This window comes from Mycobacterium sp. 1164966.3 (assembly GCF_001665395.1).
GTDB lineage: Bacteria > Actinomycetota > Actinomycetes > Mycobacteriales > Mycobacteriaceae > Mycobacterium.
The window spans coordinates 23,290-38,101 of the sequence record NZ_LZSG01000057.1 but is presented as its reverse complement, the minus strand read 5'-3'; the positions used below and the strand labels follow the sequence as shown (position 1 = coordinate 38,101).

17 protein-coding genes are annotated in these 14,812 nt (G+C 66.4%); 8 read left to right on the top strand and 9 right to left on the bottom strand.

Features of this window, described 5'->3' with window-relative positions; all coding sequences use genetic code 11:
* Nucleotides 1-131 precede the first annotated feature (131 nt).
* Complete coding sequence (locus A9W99_RS20370) at nucleotides 132-716, bottom strand: hypothetical protein (protein ID WP_216639747.1); 585 nt, start codon at nucleotides 714-716, stop codon at nucleotides 132-134.
* 258 nt (nucleotides 717-974) lie between these two features.
* On the opposite strand from A9W99_RS20370, the gene rpfC reads away from it, so the two are divergent.
* The 7 genes from rpfC (at nucleotide 975) to A9W99_RS20335 (ending at nucleotide 6,582) form a co-directional block, all read left to right on the top strand.
* Nucleotides 975-1,388, top strand: coding sequence for a resuscitation-promoting factor RpfC (rpfC, locus tag A9W99_RS20365; protein WP_067382340.1), 414 nt, complete (start codon nucleotides 975-977; stop codon nucleotides 1,386-1,388).
* A gap of 45 nt (nucleotides 1,389-1,433) precedes the next feature.
* Nucleotides 1,434-1,907 carry an SRPBCC family protein gene (locus A9W99_RS20360; RefSeq protein WP_156623208.1) on the top strand — a complete coding sequence of 158 codons (474 nt, stop codon included), beginning with the start codon at nucleotides 1,434-1,436 and terminating at the stop codon, nucleotides 1,905-1,907.
* Between the two features lie 32 nt (nucleotides 1,908-1,939).
* Entirely contained in the window at nucleotides 1,940-2,779 is an 840-nt protein-coding gene (locus A9W99_RS20355; RefSeq protein ID WP_067382335.1) for an SDR family oxidoreductase, read from the top strand.
* 42 nt (nucleotides 2,780-2,821) lie between these two features.
* Entirely contained in the window at nucleotides 2,822-3,244 is a 423-nt protein-coding gene (locus A9W99_RS20350) for a lipoprotein LpqH (RefSeq protein WP_067382332.1), read from the top strand.
* 72 nt (nucleotides 3,245-3,316) lie between these two features.
* Nucleotides 3,317-4,660: a cytochrome P450 gene (locus A9W99_RS20345; RefSeq protein WP_067382329.1), complete on the top strand. Its 1,344-nt coding sequence runs from the start codon at nucleotides 3,317-3,319 to the stop codon at nucleotides 4,658-4,660.
* 93 nt (nucleotides 4,661-4,753) lie between these two features.
* A complete protein-coding gene (locus tag A9W99_RS20340) occupies nucleotides 4,754-5,215 on the top strand; it encodes a nuclear transport factor 2 family protein (protein WP_067382326.1) in 462 nt (153 codons plus the stop codon).
* 41 nt (nucleotides 5,216-5,256) lie between these two features.
* Entirely contained in the window at nucleotides 5,257-6,582 is a 1,326-nt protein-coding gene (locus A9W99_RS20335; RefSeq protein ID WP_253870111.1) for a phenylacetate--CoA ligase family protein, read from the top strand.
* On the opposite strand, the gene A9W99_RS20330 is transcribed toward A9W99_RS20335, so the two are convergent.
* The 7 genes from A9W99_RS20330 to bfrA form a co-directional block, all read right to left on the bottom strand.
* A complete protein-coding gene (locus tag A9W99_RS20330; protein WP_067382323.1) occupies nucleotides 6,579-7,013 on the bottom strand; it encodes an SRPBCC family protein in 435 nt (144 codons plus the stop codon). The genes A9W99_RS20335 and A9W99_RS20330 overlap by 4 nt on opposite strands.
* Nucleotides 7,013-7,846, bottom strand: coding sequence for a lysophospholipid acyltransferase family protein (locus A9W99_RS20325; protein WP_067382452.1), 834 nt, complete (start codon nucleotides 7,844-7,846; stop codon nucleotides 7,013-7,015). Before A9W99_RS20325 ends, A9W99_RS20330 begins: the two co-directional genes overlap by 1 nt.
* Nucleotides 7,847-7,876: 30 nt before the next feature.
* Nucleotides 7,877-8,971: an amidohydrolase family protein gene (locus A9W99_RS20320; RefSeq protein ID WP_253870108.1), complete on the bottom strand. Its 1,095-nt coding sequence runs from the start codon at nucleotides 8,969-8,971 to the stop codon at nucleotides 7,877-7,879.
* Nucleotides 8,968-10,332, bottom strand: coding sequence for a glutamine synthetase family protein (locus A9W99_RS20315; protein WP_067382317.1), 1,365 nt, complete (start codon nucleotides 10,330-10,332; stop codon nucleotides 8,968-8,970). Before A9W99_RS20315 ends, A9W99_RS20320 begins: the two co-directional genes overlap by 4 nt.
* Nucleotides 10,333-10,372: 40 nt before the next feature.
* Nucleotides 10,373-10,867, bottom strand: a complete 495-nt coding sequence (locus A9W99_RS20310) for a carboxymuconolactone decarboxylase family protein (protein ID WP_067382314.1) — start codon at nucleotides 10,865-10,867, stop codon at nucleotides 10,373-10,375.
* Nucleotides 10,842-12,971 carry an MDR family MFS transporter gene (locus A9W99_RS20305; RefSeq protein WP_067382312.1) on the bottom strand — a complete coding sequence of 710 codons (2,130 nt, stop codon included), beginning with the start codon at nucleotides 12,969-12,971 and terminating at the stop codon, nucleotides 10,842-10,844. Before A9W99_RS20305 ends, A9W99_RS20310 begins: the two co-directional genes overlap by 26 nt.
* 67 nt (nucleotides 12,972-13,038) lie before the next feature.
* Nucleotides 13,039-13,518: a bacterioferritin BfrA gene (gene bfrA, locus A9W99_RS20300; RefSeq protein WP_067382450.1), complete on the bottom strand. Its 480-nt coding sequence runs from the start codon at nucleotides 13,516-13,518 to the stop codon at nucleotides 13,039-13,041.
* 276 nt (nucleotides 13,519-13,794) lie between these two features.
* On the opposite strand from bfrA, the gene A9W99_RS20295 reads away from it, so the two are divergent.
* Entirely contained in the window at nucleotides 13,795-13,974 is a 180-nt protein-coding gene (locus A9W99_RS20295; RefSeq protein ID WP_067241322.1) for a bacterioferritin-associated ferredoxin, read from the top strand.
* A 50-nt stretch (nucleotides 13,975-14,024) separates the two neighbouring features.
* Here A9W99_RS20295 and A9W99_RS20290 read toward each other — a convergent pair whose 3' ends face one another.
* Entirely contained in the window at nucleotides 14,025-14,810 is a 786-nt protein-coding gene (locus A9W99_RS20290; RefSeq protein ID WP_067382310.1) for an enoyl-CoA hydratase/isomerase family protein, read from the bottom strand.
* Between the last annotated feature and the right edge of the window lie 2 nt (nucleotides 14,811-14,812).

Sequence of the window (14,812 nt, the reverse complement as noted above, 5' to 3'; positions counted from 1 at the left end):
CGCAGTACGCGTTTCGTGGCGATCGCAAGCGCGGCGTAGCCGGGCGCGGCGGGTCGCCACCGTCTGGTTTCGTGGCGATCGCAAGCGCGGCGTAGCCGGGCGCGGCGGGTCGCCACCATCCCCGTCTAGGCCTATCGCTGCGCGGTGAGTTGGGCGGCGACATCGGTCCACCCGTCGTGGCGATGGTCATTCATGTTCCGGCACTCGCCATACAGACGCAGGACTCCCAGGCGCGGGTCGTCGCTGTCGCGATAGACGATCGCGGTGACGGCGTCCTTCGACACCATCCTGCCGTCGGTGCGGCCGTTGGGCTGCGGGCCTTCGAGCCAGCCGTGGCTCACCAGCGTCGTGGCGATAGCCGGAAAGTACTTCTCGGGTGCGACGTCGGCGGGTACCGCGAAGGTCAGATAGATCGCGCCCTGATAGGGCGGGTCCTTGCGGTCCTTGCATGACATCGGCAGGTAACCCGCCGACGTCGTCCGCAGCCCGGCGAGGGTGACGATTTGGTGGGCCGCGTCGAGCACCTGGGCCCTGCTCTGATCATCGGTGACCGGATTGGCCGGATGCTCGAGAACCTCGGCGGGCGACGGCCGCAACTGGCTCACCACCACAAACGCCCCACCCAGCGTGAGGGAGACCACGAGCGCGGCCCAGAGCAGCGCCCGCGCCCGCCCCGAGCGCAGCCATTCTCCGGATGTGCCGTCACGCTTGTTCATAGAGGTACCTACAGCAGCCAGGCTAACGCGAAACTCAGCGGGGCCGCCGCAATGTCTCGCCCACACGACTCGATGGCCTTTGTCGAAGAATTCTCTTAATGGATTCTCAGCGATTTCTCCTGAATCCTTAGAGCCCGTTTTACCCGACCCGCCGGGTTTATTTCTTCCTCTGACCTGCCAATCTCGATGCGATAGATCTCTATCTCGTGTGTTATTCGGATCGGTAACGCTTTAGACACATCGGGCGAAATGCCTGACATGACAAAAATCGGCATTCCTCTCACGACGTCCGCCGCATTCGGCGCGTTGGCTGCGGCGTCGATGATCTTGTCCTGCGGTGTTGCCAACGCCGCCCCCACCCCCAACTGGGACGCTGTCGCGCAGTGCGAGTCGGGCGGCAACTGGCAGGCCAATACCGGCAACGGCATGTACGGGGGCCTGCAGTTCAAGCCGGCGACCTGGGCCAGGTACGGCGGTGTCGGCAATCCGGCGGCGGCTTCCAGGGAACAGCAGATCGCGGTGGCCAACCGGGTGCTGGCCGACCAGGGGCTGGACGCATGGCCGAAGTGCGGCACCGCATCTGGCCTCCCCACAGCGGTGTGGTCGACGCCGGGACGCGGCGTGACATCGATCATCAACCAGATCATTCAGGCAGCGGTGCCGCGTCCGTGACCAGCCGGCACCGGGTCCGGACGAGGTCTATGACCACGAGCGAAGCTGTGTTTGGATCAGGCCATGGAAGGTTCGGCGACAGTTCACATGGCGGCACCTGCGGACAAGATCTGGGAGTTGATTGCAGACGTCCGTAACACCGGGCGGTTCTCCCCCGAAGTAATAGAAGCGGAGTGGTTGGGCGATGCGACGGGCCCGTCGCTCGGAGCCCGATTTCGCGGGCATGTTCGGCGAAACGAGATAGGACCCGTCTATTGGACGACATGCGAGGTGACCGCCTGCGAACCCGGTCGTGAATTCGGCTTTGCGGTATTACTGGGCGACCGACCCGTGAACAATTGGCATTATCGGTTGGCGCCGGCCGGCGAGGGAACCGATGTGACGGAGTCATTTCGGCTTTCTCCGTCACCGCTTAATGCCGTGTATTGGGTATTCGGGGGCTTTCTGCGCAGACGGCGCAATATCCGGGATATGACGAAAACGCTCCAGCGCATCAAAGAAGTGGTCGAGGCCGCCTGAAGGCCCGCTCGGCCAATCAACGGAGGGTTCTCATGCCGGACCGGGTCAAATCGATCTTCATCACCGGAGCCGCCAGCGGCATGGGCCGTGAGGGAGCCAAGCTCTTCCATGCCAAGGGCTGGCGCGTCGGCGCGGTGGACCGCAGCCGGGACGGCCTCGAAGCGCTGACCGCGGAACTGGGAGCCGGGCTGTGGACGCGTGCGGTCGACGTGACCGACAGGGCCGCATTCGAGTCCGCATTGGCCGACTTCTGCGCCGGCAACGCGGACGGCGGGCTCGACATGATGTGGAACAACGCCGGCATCGGTGCCAGCGGCTGGTTCGAGGACGTGCCGTATGACGAGGCCATGCGCGTGGTCGACGTCAACTTCAAGGCGGTGCTGACCGGCGCGTATGGCGCGCTCCCCTACCTCAAGAAGACGCCGGGCAGCATGATGTTCTCGACGTCGTCATCCGCGGGCACGTACGGCATACCGCGCCTGGCCGTCTATGCGGCGACCAAGCACGCGGTCAAAGGGTTGACCGAGGCGCTGAGCCTGGAGTGGCGCCGGCACGACGTGCGAGTTGCCGACGTGCTGCCGGGTCTGATCGACACCGCCATCCTCACCTCGACGCCCAATCACTCTGACCACGGCGCCACGATGTCCGCCCAAGACATTCGGGCGAGCGCACCAAAGAAGGGCATGTTTCGGCTGATCCCCGCGAGCAGCGTGGCGGAGGTGGCCTGGCAGGCCTACCAGCACCCGACGCGGCTGCACTGGTACGTGCCCAACGGCATTCGCTGGATTGACCGGATCAAGGGCCTCAGCCCGGAGTTGGTTCGCAGTCGGATTGCCAAAGAACTGCCCAGACAGATGCCGAAACGGCAGTAAAGTTTCGTGCTGGCGAATTGCCGCGACGGATGGAGGTGCCTGGTGCTGAACCGTTTGGTCAAGGTGGCGGGCGTTGCTTTGGTTCTCACCGCCGGCGTCGCCGGGTGCGCGCACGCCCAGACGGTGCCCCGCAAGGCTGCGCGCGTGACCCTCGACGGCACCACGCACGTCGCGAGCCCGCCCGCGTGCAGTCAAACCCAGCAGTACCGGACCATAGACATCCGCGACCGCGGCGGCCAAGTCGAAGCGGTGGTGCTGATCAGCGGTGACAGGGCGATCCCCCAGTGGGTGAAGATCCGCAACGTCGACGGGTTCAATGGCAGCGCGTGGGAAGGCGGAGTGGGCCAAGCCCACGTCGACCTGGTCAAAAGCACCTACACGTTCACCGGCAGCGCATACGGCATCGACAGCCGCAATCCCAACAAGGTCGTGACGACAGATTTCAAGATCGTCGCCGACTGCTGAGGCACGTCTCCCGGGGTCCCTGGGTCCTAGGCTGTTGAAAGAACCTGCGACCGGCCAATCATTGGAGGATCCGTGAAGCAGAGACTGCACTGGCTGGTGCTGCACGGGTTCATCCGCGGCGTCGCAAAGATTGGAGTCCGACGAGGGGATTTGCCGGCCAGGCTCGTCGCCGATCCGAACGTGGTCGTCGACCCGGTGTCGTTCTACGACGAGCTGCAGCCGCAGGGCCCGCTGCTGAAGGGCCCCGCCACTTGCCTGGCTGTCGGCCATAGCCTCGCTCATGACGTGCTGCGCTCCGACGACTTTCGGGTGCTGATGGTCGGATCGAATCTGCCGGCGCCGATGCGGTGGCTGGAAGCTCGCTTTCGCGACGATCTGCTGCACCCGCTGCGACCACCGTCGCTGCTGGCCGTCGAACCGCCCGACCACACGCGCTACCGCAAGACAGTGTCGGCGGTGTTCACGACCAGGGCTGTCGCGGCCTTACGTGACCGCGTCGAGCACACGGCGGCCGGGCTCCTGGACCAGCTGGCCGCTGAGTCCGCCGGCTCCGGGGTTGTCGACATCGTCGCCCGGTATTGCTCGCAACTTCCGGTCGCGATCATCAGCGACATCCTGGGCGTGCCCGACACGGACCGGCCTCGCGTCCTGGAGTTCGGTGAGATGGCTGCGCCGAGCCTGGATTTCGGACTGCCGTGGCGGCAATACCGGCGCGTCCAGGAGGGAATCGCCGGATTCGATCTGTGGCTCGCCGAGCACCTGCGGCAGCTGCGCCGCAATCCCGGCGACGACTTGATGAGCCAGTTGATTCAGCAATCCGAAAACGGCCCCGCCGATGCGCACCTCTCGGAGACCGAACTTCAGGCGGTCGCCGGACTGGTGTTGGCCGCCGGTTTCGAAACGACGGTGAACCTGTTGGGCAACGGTATCCGGATGTTGCTGGACACGCCGGAGCACCTGGACACGCTGCGCCGGCGCCCGGAGTTGTGGCCGAACGCCGTAGAAGAGATCCTGCGGCTGGACTCACCGGTTCAGCTCACCGCGCGGCTGGCGTGCAACGACGCGGAGCTGGACGGGATCACCGTTGGCGGCGGCGATTTGGTGCTGGTATACCTAGCCGCCGCCAACCGCGATCCCGAGGTATTTCCCGATCCGCACCGCTTCGACATCGAACGACCCAATGCGGGGCGGCATCTCGCTTTCTCCGGCGGCCGGCATTTCTGCCTTGGAGCTGCGCTGGCGCGCGCCGAAGGTGAAGTCGGGCTGCGCACGTTCTTCGAGCGCTTTCCCGACGTGCGGTCAGCGGGCATGGGAAGCCGGCGGGATACCCGGGTGCTGCGCGGTTGGTCGTCGCTGCCGGTCACCCTCGGGCCTGCGCGAGCAGACGCAAAAGCACGCGTTTCGGCCGGGAATTAGGTGCTTTTGCGATTGCTCGCGCAGGCAGTCACTGTGCGGGGTATGCGCCGGAGCCGTTGACACTCGTGCTGGGGCCGGGTGTTATTGGCGACTATGACAGAGGTTTCTACGAATTCGGTCGAGACGGCGGCGGTAACCGGGTTGTGGCAGGCGCTTTCGCAGCGGGACTGGGCGGCGGTCAAGACGTTCCTGTCGCCGGATTGTCTGTATGTCGACATGCCCGTCCCGGCCGTGTCGGCGCGCGGTCCCGAGGACATCCTGAAGCGGCTCAAGATAGGACTCGCGCCGCTGGCCGGCTATGAGAACCACAGTGGCCTGCTGCTGTCCAACGGCCGCGACGTGATGTACGAGCATTCTGAGACATGGACATTCGAGACCGGCGAGCGCGGCGTGCTCAGGTTCGTCACCGTCCACCAGGTGATAGACGGCAAAATCACGGTCTGGAAAGACTATTGGGACATGAACAGCCTGGTCAGCTTCGCGCCGCCCAGCCACTTCGAGAACCTCGCGACCGGAGACACCAGCTGGGTGTTCGACGCGACGAGCCTGGTCTGACGCCGGCCTACCGGCGCATCCGCGCAGCGCATCTCGGCGCGGTGCAGGCCAGTCTGATAGATCACGTCGCGCGCCTGAATTGGTCGCGCCGGCAGATCGAGGCCTACCGCGATCACCGGCTGCAGGCGCTGCTGACCTACGCGCAGGAGCGGTCGCCGTTTCACGCGGAGCGCCTGCGCGGGATTGATCCGTCACGTGCCACGGTCGCCGACCTGGCGTCGCTCCCGATGATGACGAAGCAGGACGCCCAGCTGCAGTGGGATGACATCGTCACCGCGCCCGGGCTGGACCGTGCCGGCGCGGAAAGGATTCTTGTTGAGCAGCAATGGTTTTCGTACACCGCTGACGATCAGCAGATCTTCAGCTCCGGTGGCTCCAGCGGGGTGCGCGGTGTCTATGTGTGGGATTGGCAGTTCTTTGTCTCGGCGGCCTGCCTGGCCTGGCGTATGCAGGCGCGAGAAGAGCTACGCGCGCCTGCGCTTTCCGGCCCGGCTCGGCTTGCCGTGCTGGAAGCCGGCATCCCGCCGCACGCCAGCACGCCGCTGTTCGACATCCCCACCGCCGCAGGCATGCAGACGGTGGTGATCGCCGCGGGCGCCCCGTTCGGCGACGTGCTGGCCGCGGTCGCCGCCGCGCGTCCCACCCACCTGGTCGGCTATCCGTCAGTGATCGGGCGCCTGGCCCGTGCCACGCTGGCCGGTGACCTGGACATCAGACCGGTGCGGGTGAGCACCAACTCAGAGCCGCTGCTCGACGAGGACCGCGACGCCATCGTCGAAGCCTGGGGTCCCGCGATTCACAACGTGTGGGGCTCCACCGAGATCGGTGTGCAGGCGGTGGGCTGCGGGCATGGTCCAGGACTGCACGTGTGCGAGGACGAGGTCATCCTGGAACGTGTCGACGACGGCGGGACGCCGGTCGGGCCCGACCAACCGGCGGCACGGACGCTGGCGACCGGCCTGGCCAACCGGACTTTTCCGTTCATCCGCTACGACCTGGGCGATCAGGTGGTAGCGCTGGCCGGCGAGTGCGCATGCGGTAGCGCGTTTACGCGTGTCGCCGCTGTCGGCGGCCGCCGCGACGACGACTTTCGGTACGGTCCAATCCTGGTGCCGCCCATCGCATTTCGCCACGTATTGGGCACCGACCCGCGCGTGACGGAGTACCAGGTCAGCCAAACCCCGACGGGCGCCGACATTGTGGTCGTGGGTAGGCCCGATCCCGAAACATTGACCACGGCTCTGATCACCGCACTACGCGCATACGGATTGCCCGACCCGAGGATCCAGATCGCGATCGTCGACAGCCTGCAGCGTCAGCAGGCCAGTGGGAAGCTGCGGCGGTTCATCCCGCTACCCACGTCTTAGGACTCGACAAGCCGCTTGAGGGATTTCAGCGTCTCGGCCACATTGCGGCCCACTTGACGCACCGCGATCCGGTCGGCGATATAGCCGAGAAGGCCCCCGGGCGCCTGATACGACAGCCGGAACGTCACCTTCGTCTGGCCCTCGCCGCCGTCGCGCAACCGGATCCGTCCCCGCAGGCTGACGCCGGTGATCCCGACCCAGGCCACGTCCCGGTTCTCGTCGAATTCGACCACCTCGACCAGCCCGCCCACCGGTACCGAGCCGACTTTCCAATGCACGGTGTAGCGCGCGCCGACGCCGGGTGGGTGGTCGTTCGCGGCTTCCCACCGTTCCAGGCTCGTCATGAACGACGGGTAGCGGTCCGGGTCGCTGACTACCTTCCAGACCGCGTCGCGGTCGGCGTTGATCACGCAGCGGCGTTCGACGCGCATCAGCCGATCACCGGGAATCTGCGCTTGGCGGCCAGCCGGTCTACGGCGCCCTGCAGGCTGGACATCACCTTGTCGTGCACCGCCTGGTCGTCACCGTCGACGTCGATCGGTTCCTGCACCTCGATCACGATCTTGGAGGGCAATGGAATGTGCCCCGCAAGGTCGCTGATGTTCAGGCCCCATGGCAGCGCCAGCGATATCGGGATGCTCTTGAGCCGCAGCAACCGGTCCGCCATCAGCAGTTTGGCCAGCCACTGCCCGCGGTCGAGGAAAAGGGCGCTCTCCTGGCCGCCGACGCTGGCGACCGGCACGATGGGCACCCCGGCCTCTCGGGCCAGTCGCACATAACCCGTGCGCCCGCCGAAGTCGACCTTGTGCCGCTCCCACGACGGTCGGAAGACCTCGTAGTCGCCGCCGGGATAGACCAGCAGCGCGGCCCCAGACTCCAATGCGAGGCGCGCGTTTTCATGGTTGGCCGCGACGGTGCCGAACTTGCGCAGCCAGCCCAGCGGCGGCGCCGAGACGACGAGGTTGTGGGCCAGCTGGTAGAACGGCCGTTCCACCCCGAAGTAGGAGCAGAACGCGAGCGTGAAGACGAACGTGTCAGGCGGCACGTTGCCGCCGCTGTGGTTGCCGACCAAGAGCACCGGCCCTTCGGCGGGGATCCGGTCCAGGCCGTCGACATCAGCGCGGAAGTACAGCGACGCCAGCAGCCAGGTACCCGGCAACTGGTCTCGGATGTAGTCGGGGTCGCGCTGGTCGAGGTCGGCCTTGGGCACCCGGGACACAACTTGCTTGCGGGCCCAGTCCAAGACATCCCCCACGGTTGCCATAACGGCCTTCATACCCCGAGGCGCTCGGTGTCAAACGCGGTAGGTGCGCGCGGCGTTCTCGTGGGCGATCAGGTCCACCACCCGGATCGCGTCGGCCGCACTCCAATCGCCGTCTGCGACGAATCCGCTCAGGACACGGTGAATACCGTTGCGCCACAACAGTGCACCGAGGTAGTGCAACTCCGCGGGGCCGAAACCGTCGGACGAGTACACGATTTTGCGGAACGGCGCCAGCTCCAGCAGGCGGGCGATGAATGCAGGGGCCCGCGCGCCCAGATAGTTCACGCTCAGTCCGCCGTCGAGATAAACGTTGTTGAAGGCCTGCGCCAGGTAGCCGGCTTCGCGCTCGTAGGGATAGCAGTGCAGCAAAACGATGGGCGTGTCACCGGACTGTCGCAGAAAGTCCAGCAGGTACAGCGGATTGGCCTTGTGCAGATCGCAGTCGCGGTCGCCGAAGCCGACGTGGAATTGCAGCGGCTTGTCCAGTCGCAGTGCCTGGTGCAAGCCGAACCGCAGCAGAATCCGATCGGATAGCCTGCCACCGCGATCGCGCCACCGCGCGGCGGCCTCGGCGACCTGCGCGGCCGACGGCTCGGTCAGGTCGCCGTCGAATCCCCCGCGATAGGCCAGGATTGATTTGGTGCCGACCGCCCTGGCCGCGCGTTGGTGCAGTATCTCGCCGAAGGCCGACGCGTAGTCGCCCGCTGCCCGCGCCGCCTCTTCGGCCACCTGCTCGAGACGAACCAGCTCGTGGGCACGGCCCCCGGACAACTGCGCCAGATCGGTGACACCGGCTACGTCGGTGTTGATTCCGGTGTCGACCAGCCAGTCGGTCACACCTGCGGCCGGCAGAAACAGGCGGGCCAGCTCGGCTTCGCCAAGCCTGCTGCGGTGGTCCCAATATACTTGTGGGTCAACATGTCTGGGCAGCCCCAGCAGCGGGCTGCAGTGGTTGCGCACGGCGAAGCCGAGTTGCGAGTCGAAACCCGAGTCGGCGATCGGCTCCGTGTTCGCCTCGTTGAGGGCGTTCTCGAAACGCGTCCGGTCCCCCGCCGCCAGCCAGCACCCGTGCACGTGCTGATCGATCAGCCCGACCGCGGCGATGTGTTCGGCCAGCTCGGTCACAGGCTCCAGGCCATCCGGAACTTGTCCGCCAGTGGCTCAGGGCGCAGCTTCCCGTAACGCTCCTGCTCCAGCCGTCGCACCGCGACCACCAGGTCGATGGTGGGATCGCCGAGTATCCCGCGAATCAGCCGCGAACTATCAAGTGCGGCAATGGCTTCACCTTGAGCCTCGGGTAGGCGCACAATACCGGCCCGATCGCGTTCGGCGTCGGAGAGCTCAGCCGGATCCATCGTCGTTTCCGGCGGCAGCTTCGATCCGTTGTTGATTCCCTCCAGTGCCAGGCCGAGTATCACCGCCGACGCCAGGTATGGGTTGGCCGACGGATCGACGACCTTCACCTCGACGTTCCCGCCGTGCGGACTGCCGGGGCCACCCTTGACGAATCGCACTGCGGCTTCCCGGTTCTCGATTCCCCAGCACACATACACGCCCGCCCAGTTACCCGGGCACAAACGCAAACCCGAGACGATCGATCCGCATAGGATGCCCTGCGCCTCCCGCAACCCCCGCAGCACACCCATCACCGCGCTCTCCCCCGCCGGGGTCATGCCGCCAACCCCGCTTCCGTCGGAGAACAGTGGGCCGTTCGAGTTTCGCAGTGAAAAGTGCTGGTGCGCACCGGATCCGACGCTGCCGGCAAACGGCGCCGGCGACAGGCTGATGCGTAGCCCATGCCGGCGGGCAGCCCGACCGATGATCAGGCGAGTCAACACCAATTGGTCCGCGGCAGCCACCGGAGGTAACGGCGACAACGAGATCTCGAACTGGTTGGCCCCGTATTCCGGGTGGAACTGTTCGATACCCACACCGGCCGCCGCGGTCGCGGCCGTGACATCGCGGACGAAGTCCTCGTGCTCGAGTATCCCCGCCAGACCGTACTGCGCCCACAACGTCGACGGCAGCTGCCCGCCGTCCGGATCCACCAGCAGGAATTCGATTTCGTGACCGACCACCGCCTCGATTCCCGCTTCGGCGAGCGAGGTCTCGACGCGCTGCAGTGTCCCGCGGCTGCAGGACATTACCGGGGTGCCGTCCTGCTCGAAGAACGCGCCGGGCGCCCACGCCAGCCCGTCGCCGATCATTCGCAGTGCCGACAGGTCGATGCGGATGCGCTGATCCCCGACGACGCCGACGTGCTCGGTGAAGGCGATGCCGGTCTGGTCGATCGCGAAGGCATGCCAGGAGGGGCTGGCACCCAGGCCGGGATCGGCGAACGTGTTGGTGCGGCGAATCGGCACCGTCTTGGCTTGCGTGAGCCCGGCCGGGTTCACCACTGTGCCGATCACGGTGTCGACGTCCTCGGCCTCCAATTGGGCGATCGCCGCGGCGGCAAGGGGGGTGGCGGCCGTCATGGCAGCCATTCTGCAGCGTGGCCGGGGCGGGCCAAGACAGCCGCGCTCGCTAGGCGCGGCTGGGCAAGGTCAGCTTGCAGGCCTGGCCGATGTCCAGGGTCCGCAGCATCCGCCCCATGCCCACCCACAGCGCGCAGGACATGGCGAGGTCGGCGAGCAGTTCTTCGGAGAAATGCTGGCCGGCCCGGTCCCAGAAGTCTTCGTCGTCGCGCAGTTTGGTGTGTTCGGTGGCGAAGCGGTGGGCGAATTCGGCGGCCAGCCGCTCCTGTTCGCTATAGCCCGGCCAGGTGCGCCACTCGGTGGCGTGCTCGTAGAGCTCCTCGTCCACCCCGGCGGCCGGCCCGTCGGCGTCGCGGGTATTGAGGCAGACGACACATTCGTTGTCGTGGGCTATCACCGCCCGGGCGAGCTCGCGGGTACGCAACGGCAGCCGGTTCTTGGTGTAGACGGCCTGACTGAAGTTGGCGATGGCGCCGCCGAGGTCGGGTGATTTGGTGGCCCAGCTGTAGACGTCGTCGTCAGCGAATTGTCCGATTCGGCTCATGGCGTGATGGTACGCCCGAGGCGTCTGAGCGCCGGCGCCTGCTGCCGGGCAGTGCCACCGTCGGCGCGTCGTCGTGCCAATCACGTTGGGCCAGAACACGATGCGCGATGCGCTGCAGCGCGGCTTCGACCTTGCGCCGATCGGGGCGGCCTTGGAAGCCGGGCGACCGGGACAGCTTGTCGACGATCCACGCCAGCAGCAGCGAGTACACGTAGTCGACCTGCTGGCGTCCGGCGCCGGTCAGCCACATCTCGTCGCCGTCGCGTCGCAGGTATCCGCCGGCGGCCAGGCGCGCGAAGGTGGGTTCCAGCACCTCGAAGGGAAGCCGCTGATGTTCGGCGATGTCGGTGAGCCGCGCGGTCCCATAGATCTCCCCGAAGCGGTAGCAGCGCAAAACGCCCCACAATCCGGCTACGTCGAGCCGGCAGTCCGGGCGCAGGGCGATACTGCGCAGCCGCACCCCGGGCTCGCCGCGCAACATCCGGGCGATCGCGTTCTCCAGCATCCGTTCGGGCGTCTCGGGGTTGGGCATGCCGAAGCCGTCACCCAGATCGACTGCGCTGTTGTGAATGTCGCGCAGCGGCACCTCGCGCAGGAACAGCGCCAGCACAAAGCCGACGGCGGCGACTGGGGCCGCGCACAGGAATACCTGGGTGAGCGATTCGGAGTAGGCCGCCACGATCGGCGCGGCCACGCTGTGCGGCTGCCGGTGCAGGGCCGCCGGGGAACTGACCGCAGCGGCGGGTGCGCCGCTGGCCGCGAGCGCCCCGGACATCCGGTGATTGAGAAAGTTCACGAACAGGGTGCCGAATATCGCTGCGCCGAACGAGCTCCCGATGGTACGGAAGAACGTCACACCCGACGTGGCCACGCCGAGGTCCTCGAAATTCGACGTGTTCTGCACGATGAGGACCAGCACCTGCATGGACAGCCCGATACCGGCGCCGAGGACGAGCAGGTAAAGCGATTGCACCAAAGCCGGCGTCGAGGCCTCCATCCGCGACATCAGCAGGAACGCGACGGCCATCAGCGCGGTGCCGGCCACCGGGAAGATCTTGTAGCGCCCGGTCCGGCCGACCAGGGTGCCGCTGCCGGTCGAGGTGATCAGCATGCCGACCACCATCGGCAGTGTGCGCAGCCCCGAGGTGGTGGCCGAAACCCCGTTCACGTACTGCATATAGGTCGGCAGAAAGGTCAGTGCCCCAAGCATCGCGAAGCCGACCACGAAGGCCAGCACACAGCAGACCGTGAACACCGGGCTGCCGAACAGCCGGATCGGCAGGATCGGCTCGGGGACCCGGTTTTCCAGCCACCCGAAGACGCACAGGGCCGCCACGGCCCCGGCGAAGAGGCCGATGATCGTCGTCGACCCCCACGGGTAGCGGGTGCCGCCCCAGCTGGTCGCCAGCGTCAGGCCCGTGGCGCCCAGCCCGATGAACACGATGCCCGCGTAGTCGATCAACGGTTTGGAGGCCGCTGCCAGCTCGGGAATAGCGGCGGCCGCCACCATGATGACCACCACCGAGAGCGGCACATTGATCCAGAACGCCCACCGCCAGGTCAGATAGTCGGTGAAGTAACCGCCCAGCAGCGGCCCGATCACCGTTGTCACACCGAAAACCGCGCCCAATATGCCCTGGTAGCGGCCGCGCTCCCGAAGCGGGACCACCTCACCGATCAACGCGCTGGCGGTCACGGTGATCGCGCCGCCGCCGATGCCCTGCAACGCCCTAGACCCGACCAGCATGGTCATCGACTGCGCCAGCCCGCACAGCACCGACCCGGCCATGAAGCACACCACGGCGGCCTGGAATACCCGCTTACGGCCGAACAGGTCGCCGAGTTTTCCGACCAGCGCGGTGACAACCGTCGAGGCCAGCAGGTAGCTGGTCACCACCCAGGATTGATGTCCGGCGTCGCCCAGATCGGCGACGATGGTGGGCAGCGCGGTGGCGACGATGGTCTGATCCAGCGCCGCCAGCAGCATGCCCAGCACGATCGCCAAGAAGATGAAGTTGCGCCGCCGGGGGGTGATCAGCGCGCTGCTGGGGGCGGAATCCGCGGCCTGCGTCTCGGCGACCGCTGCTGCTCTCGGGGCCGTCATCCCTGCCTTCCCGTCGGCGTTCGATGCTAACGGGTACCCAGCAACCGCCCATCTGGACGGGCGCGGCTCAGCTCGGCGGCCGGGAGACGCACTGGGCCGAGTAGAGCTCCTCGCCCAGCTTGTCCATCAACTCCAGCTGTGTCTCCAGATAGTCGACGTGGACCTCTTCGTCGGCGACGATCTTCTCCAGCAATGTGGCACTGGTGCTGTCCTGCTTCTCGCGGCACATGATGATCCCGGGCTTGAGCCGGTTCAACACGTCGTATTCGATGGCCAGGTCTGCCTCGAACTGCTCGCGCAATGTCTGGCCGACCCGCAGCGACCCGATCCGCTGGTAGTTCGGCAGGCCGTCCAGCAACAGGATGCGGTCGGTGATCGCCTCCGCGTGCCGCATCTCGTCGAAGGATTCGGCGCGGGTGTGCTCCGCCAACTCGGTGAAACCCCAGTTGTCCTGCATCTTCGAGTGCAGGAAATATTGGTTGATAGCGGTGAGCTCGCTGGTCAGTTGTTCGTTCAGCAGGCGCAAAACATCCGGATCACCTTGCATGACCACTCCTAGGCTGTGAGGGCTGTCGATGTCGAACCGCGGCAGATGGGCTGGGCTGGAGCGCCATCTCGCCGGCCTGTGGCTAACCGGCGTGCCGATCTCAATCTAGTCCAGCGGGACTGCGTCGGCGCACGCAATCACCCGCCTTCGGCGCGTCATGCGAAGGCGACGATTCGGTCACGTGTCGTTACTTAGGTTAGACTCCGCTAACCTACTTAGGATAGACTTCACTAATATGCGGCCTGTTCCAATCGGCAGTTTCGCCTAGGGGATTCGATGTACGTGTGCCTGTGTGTCGGGGCCACCAATCAGACGGTGTCCGACTGCGTGGCGCGGGGTGCGTCGACATCGAAAGAGGTTGCCGCCGCCTGCGGTGCGGGCGCGGACTGCGGGCGCTGCCGTCGCACGCTGCGGGCGATCATCGCCGCCGCGGCCCAGCTGGAGCGGGCGGGCTAGTTCGTCTCTAACTTCACTTGCCGAACGTGGGCCCTAGGGACGAAAAACACTCAAAACGCGTGCGTATCCCCCACGTTCGACGCGTAGCGGCCCTTGTTGAAATCCGCCAGAGCGGCGGCGTTGGCCTGGGCGCCCATCAGCTCGGCGAAGTGAGCGTTTTCCCGCGCGGTCGCTGCCAGGATCTCCGGGCGAACGGGTTCCACGATCGTGTGCTTGACCGCCATCAGGCTCGAAATCGGCCGGGCGGCAAGCACTTCGGCATGCCGACGGGCTTCGGGCAGCAGCTCGTCGGGCTCGCAGACCCGCCATACCAGGCCCATCCGCAACGCCTCGTGCGCGTCGACCCATTCCGAGGACATCAACAACCATGCGGCGTTCTGCCGGCCCACCAGCTGCGGCAGTAGATACGACGACGCCGCCTCCGGGGCTACACCGAGGCTGGTGAACGGGCATTTCAGCCGCGCCGTCGACGACATGAACGCCAGGTCGGCGTAGCCGAGGATAGTGGCGCCGATCCCCACTCCCACGCCGTTGACCCCGCAGATCAACGGCTTGGGGAAGTTGCTGAGCGCTTCGATCAGACCGGGGAAGCCGTATCTGCCGGGGGTGAAGTCGGGATCGGTGATGCGGGCCTGCATCTCGGCGAGGTCGGTCCCGGCGGAGAAGCCGCGGCCGGTACCGGTCAGCAGCACCACCGCGACCTCCGCGTCTTCGGCCGCATCCAGCAACGCCTGCGTGGTGGCGTCGTAAAGGGCTTCGTTGAAGGCGTTGAGGGCCTCGGGCCGGTTCAGTGTGAGGGTGCGTACCCGGTTTTGGTCGTCGATCTGCAGCATCACGA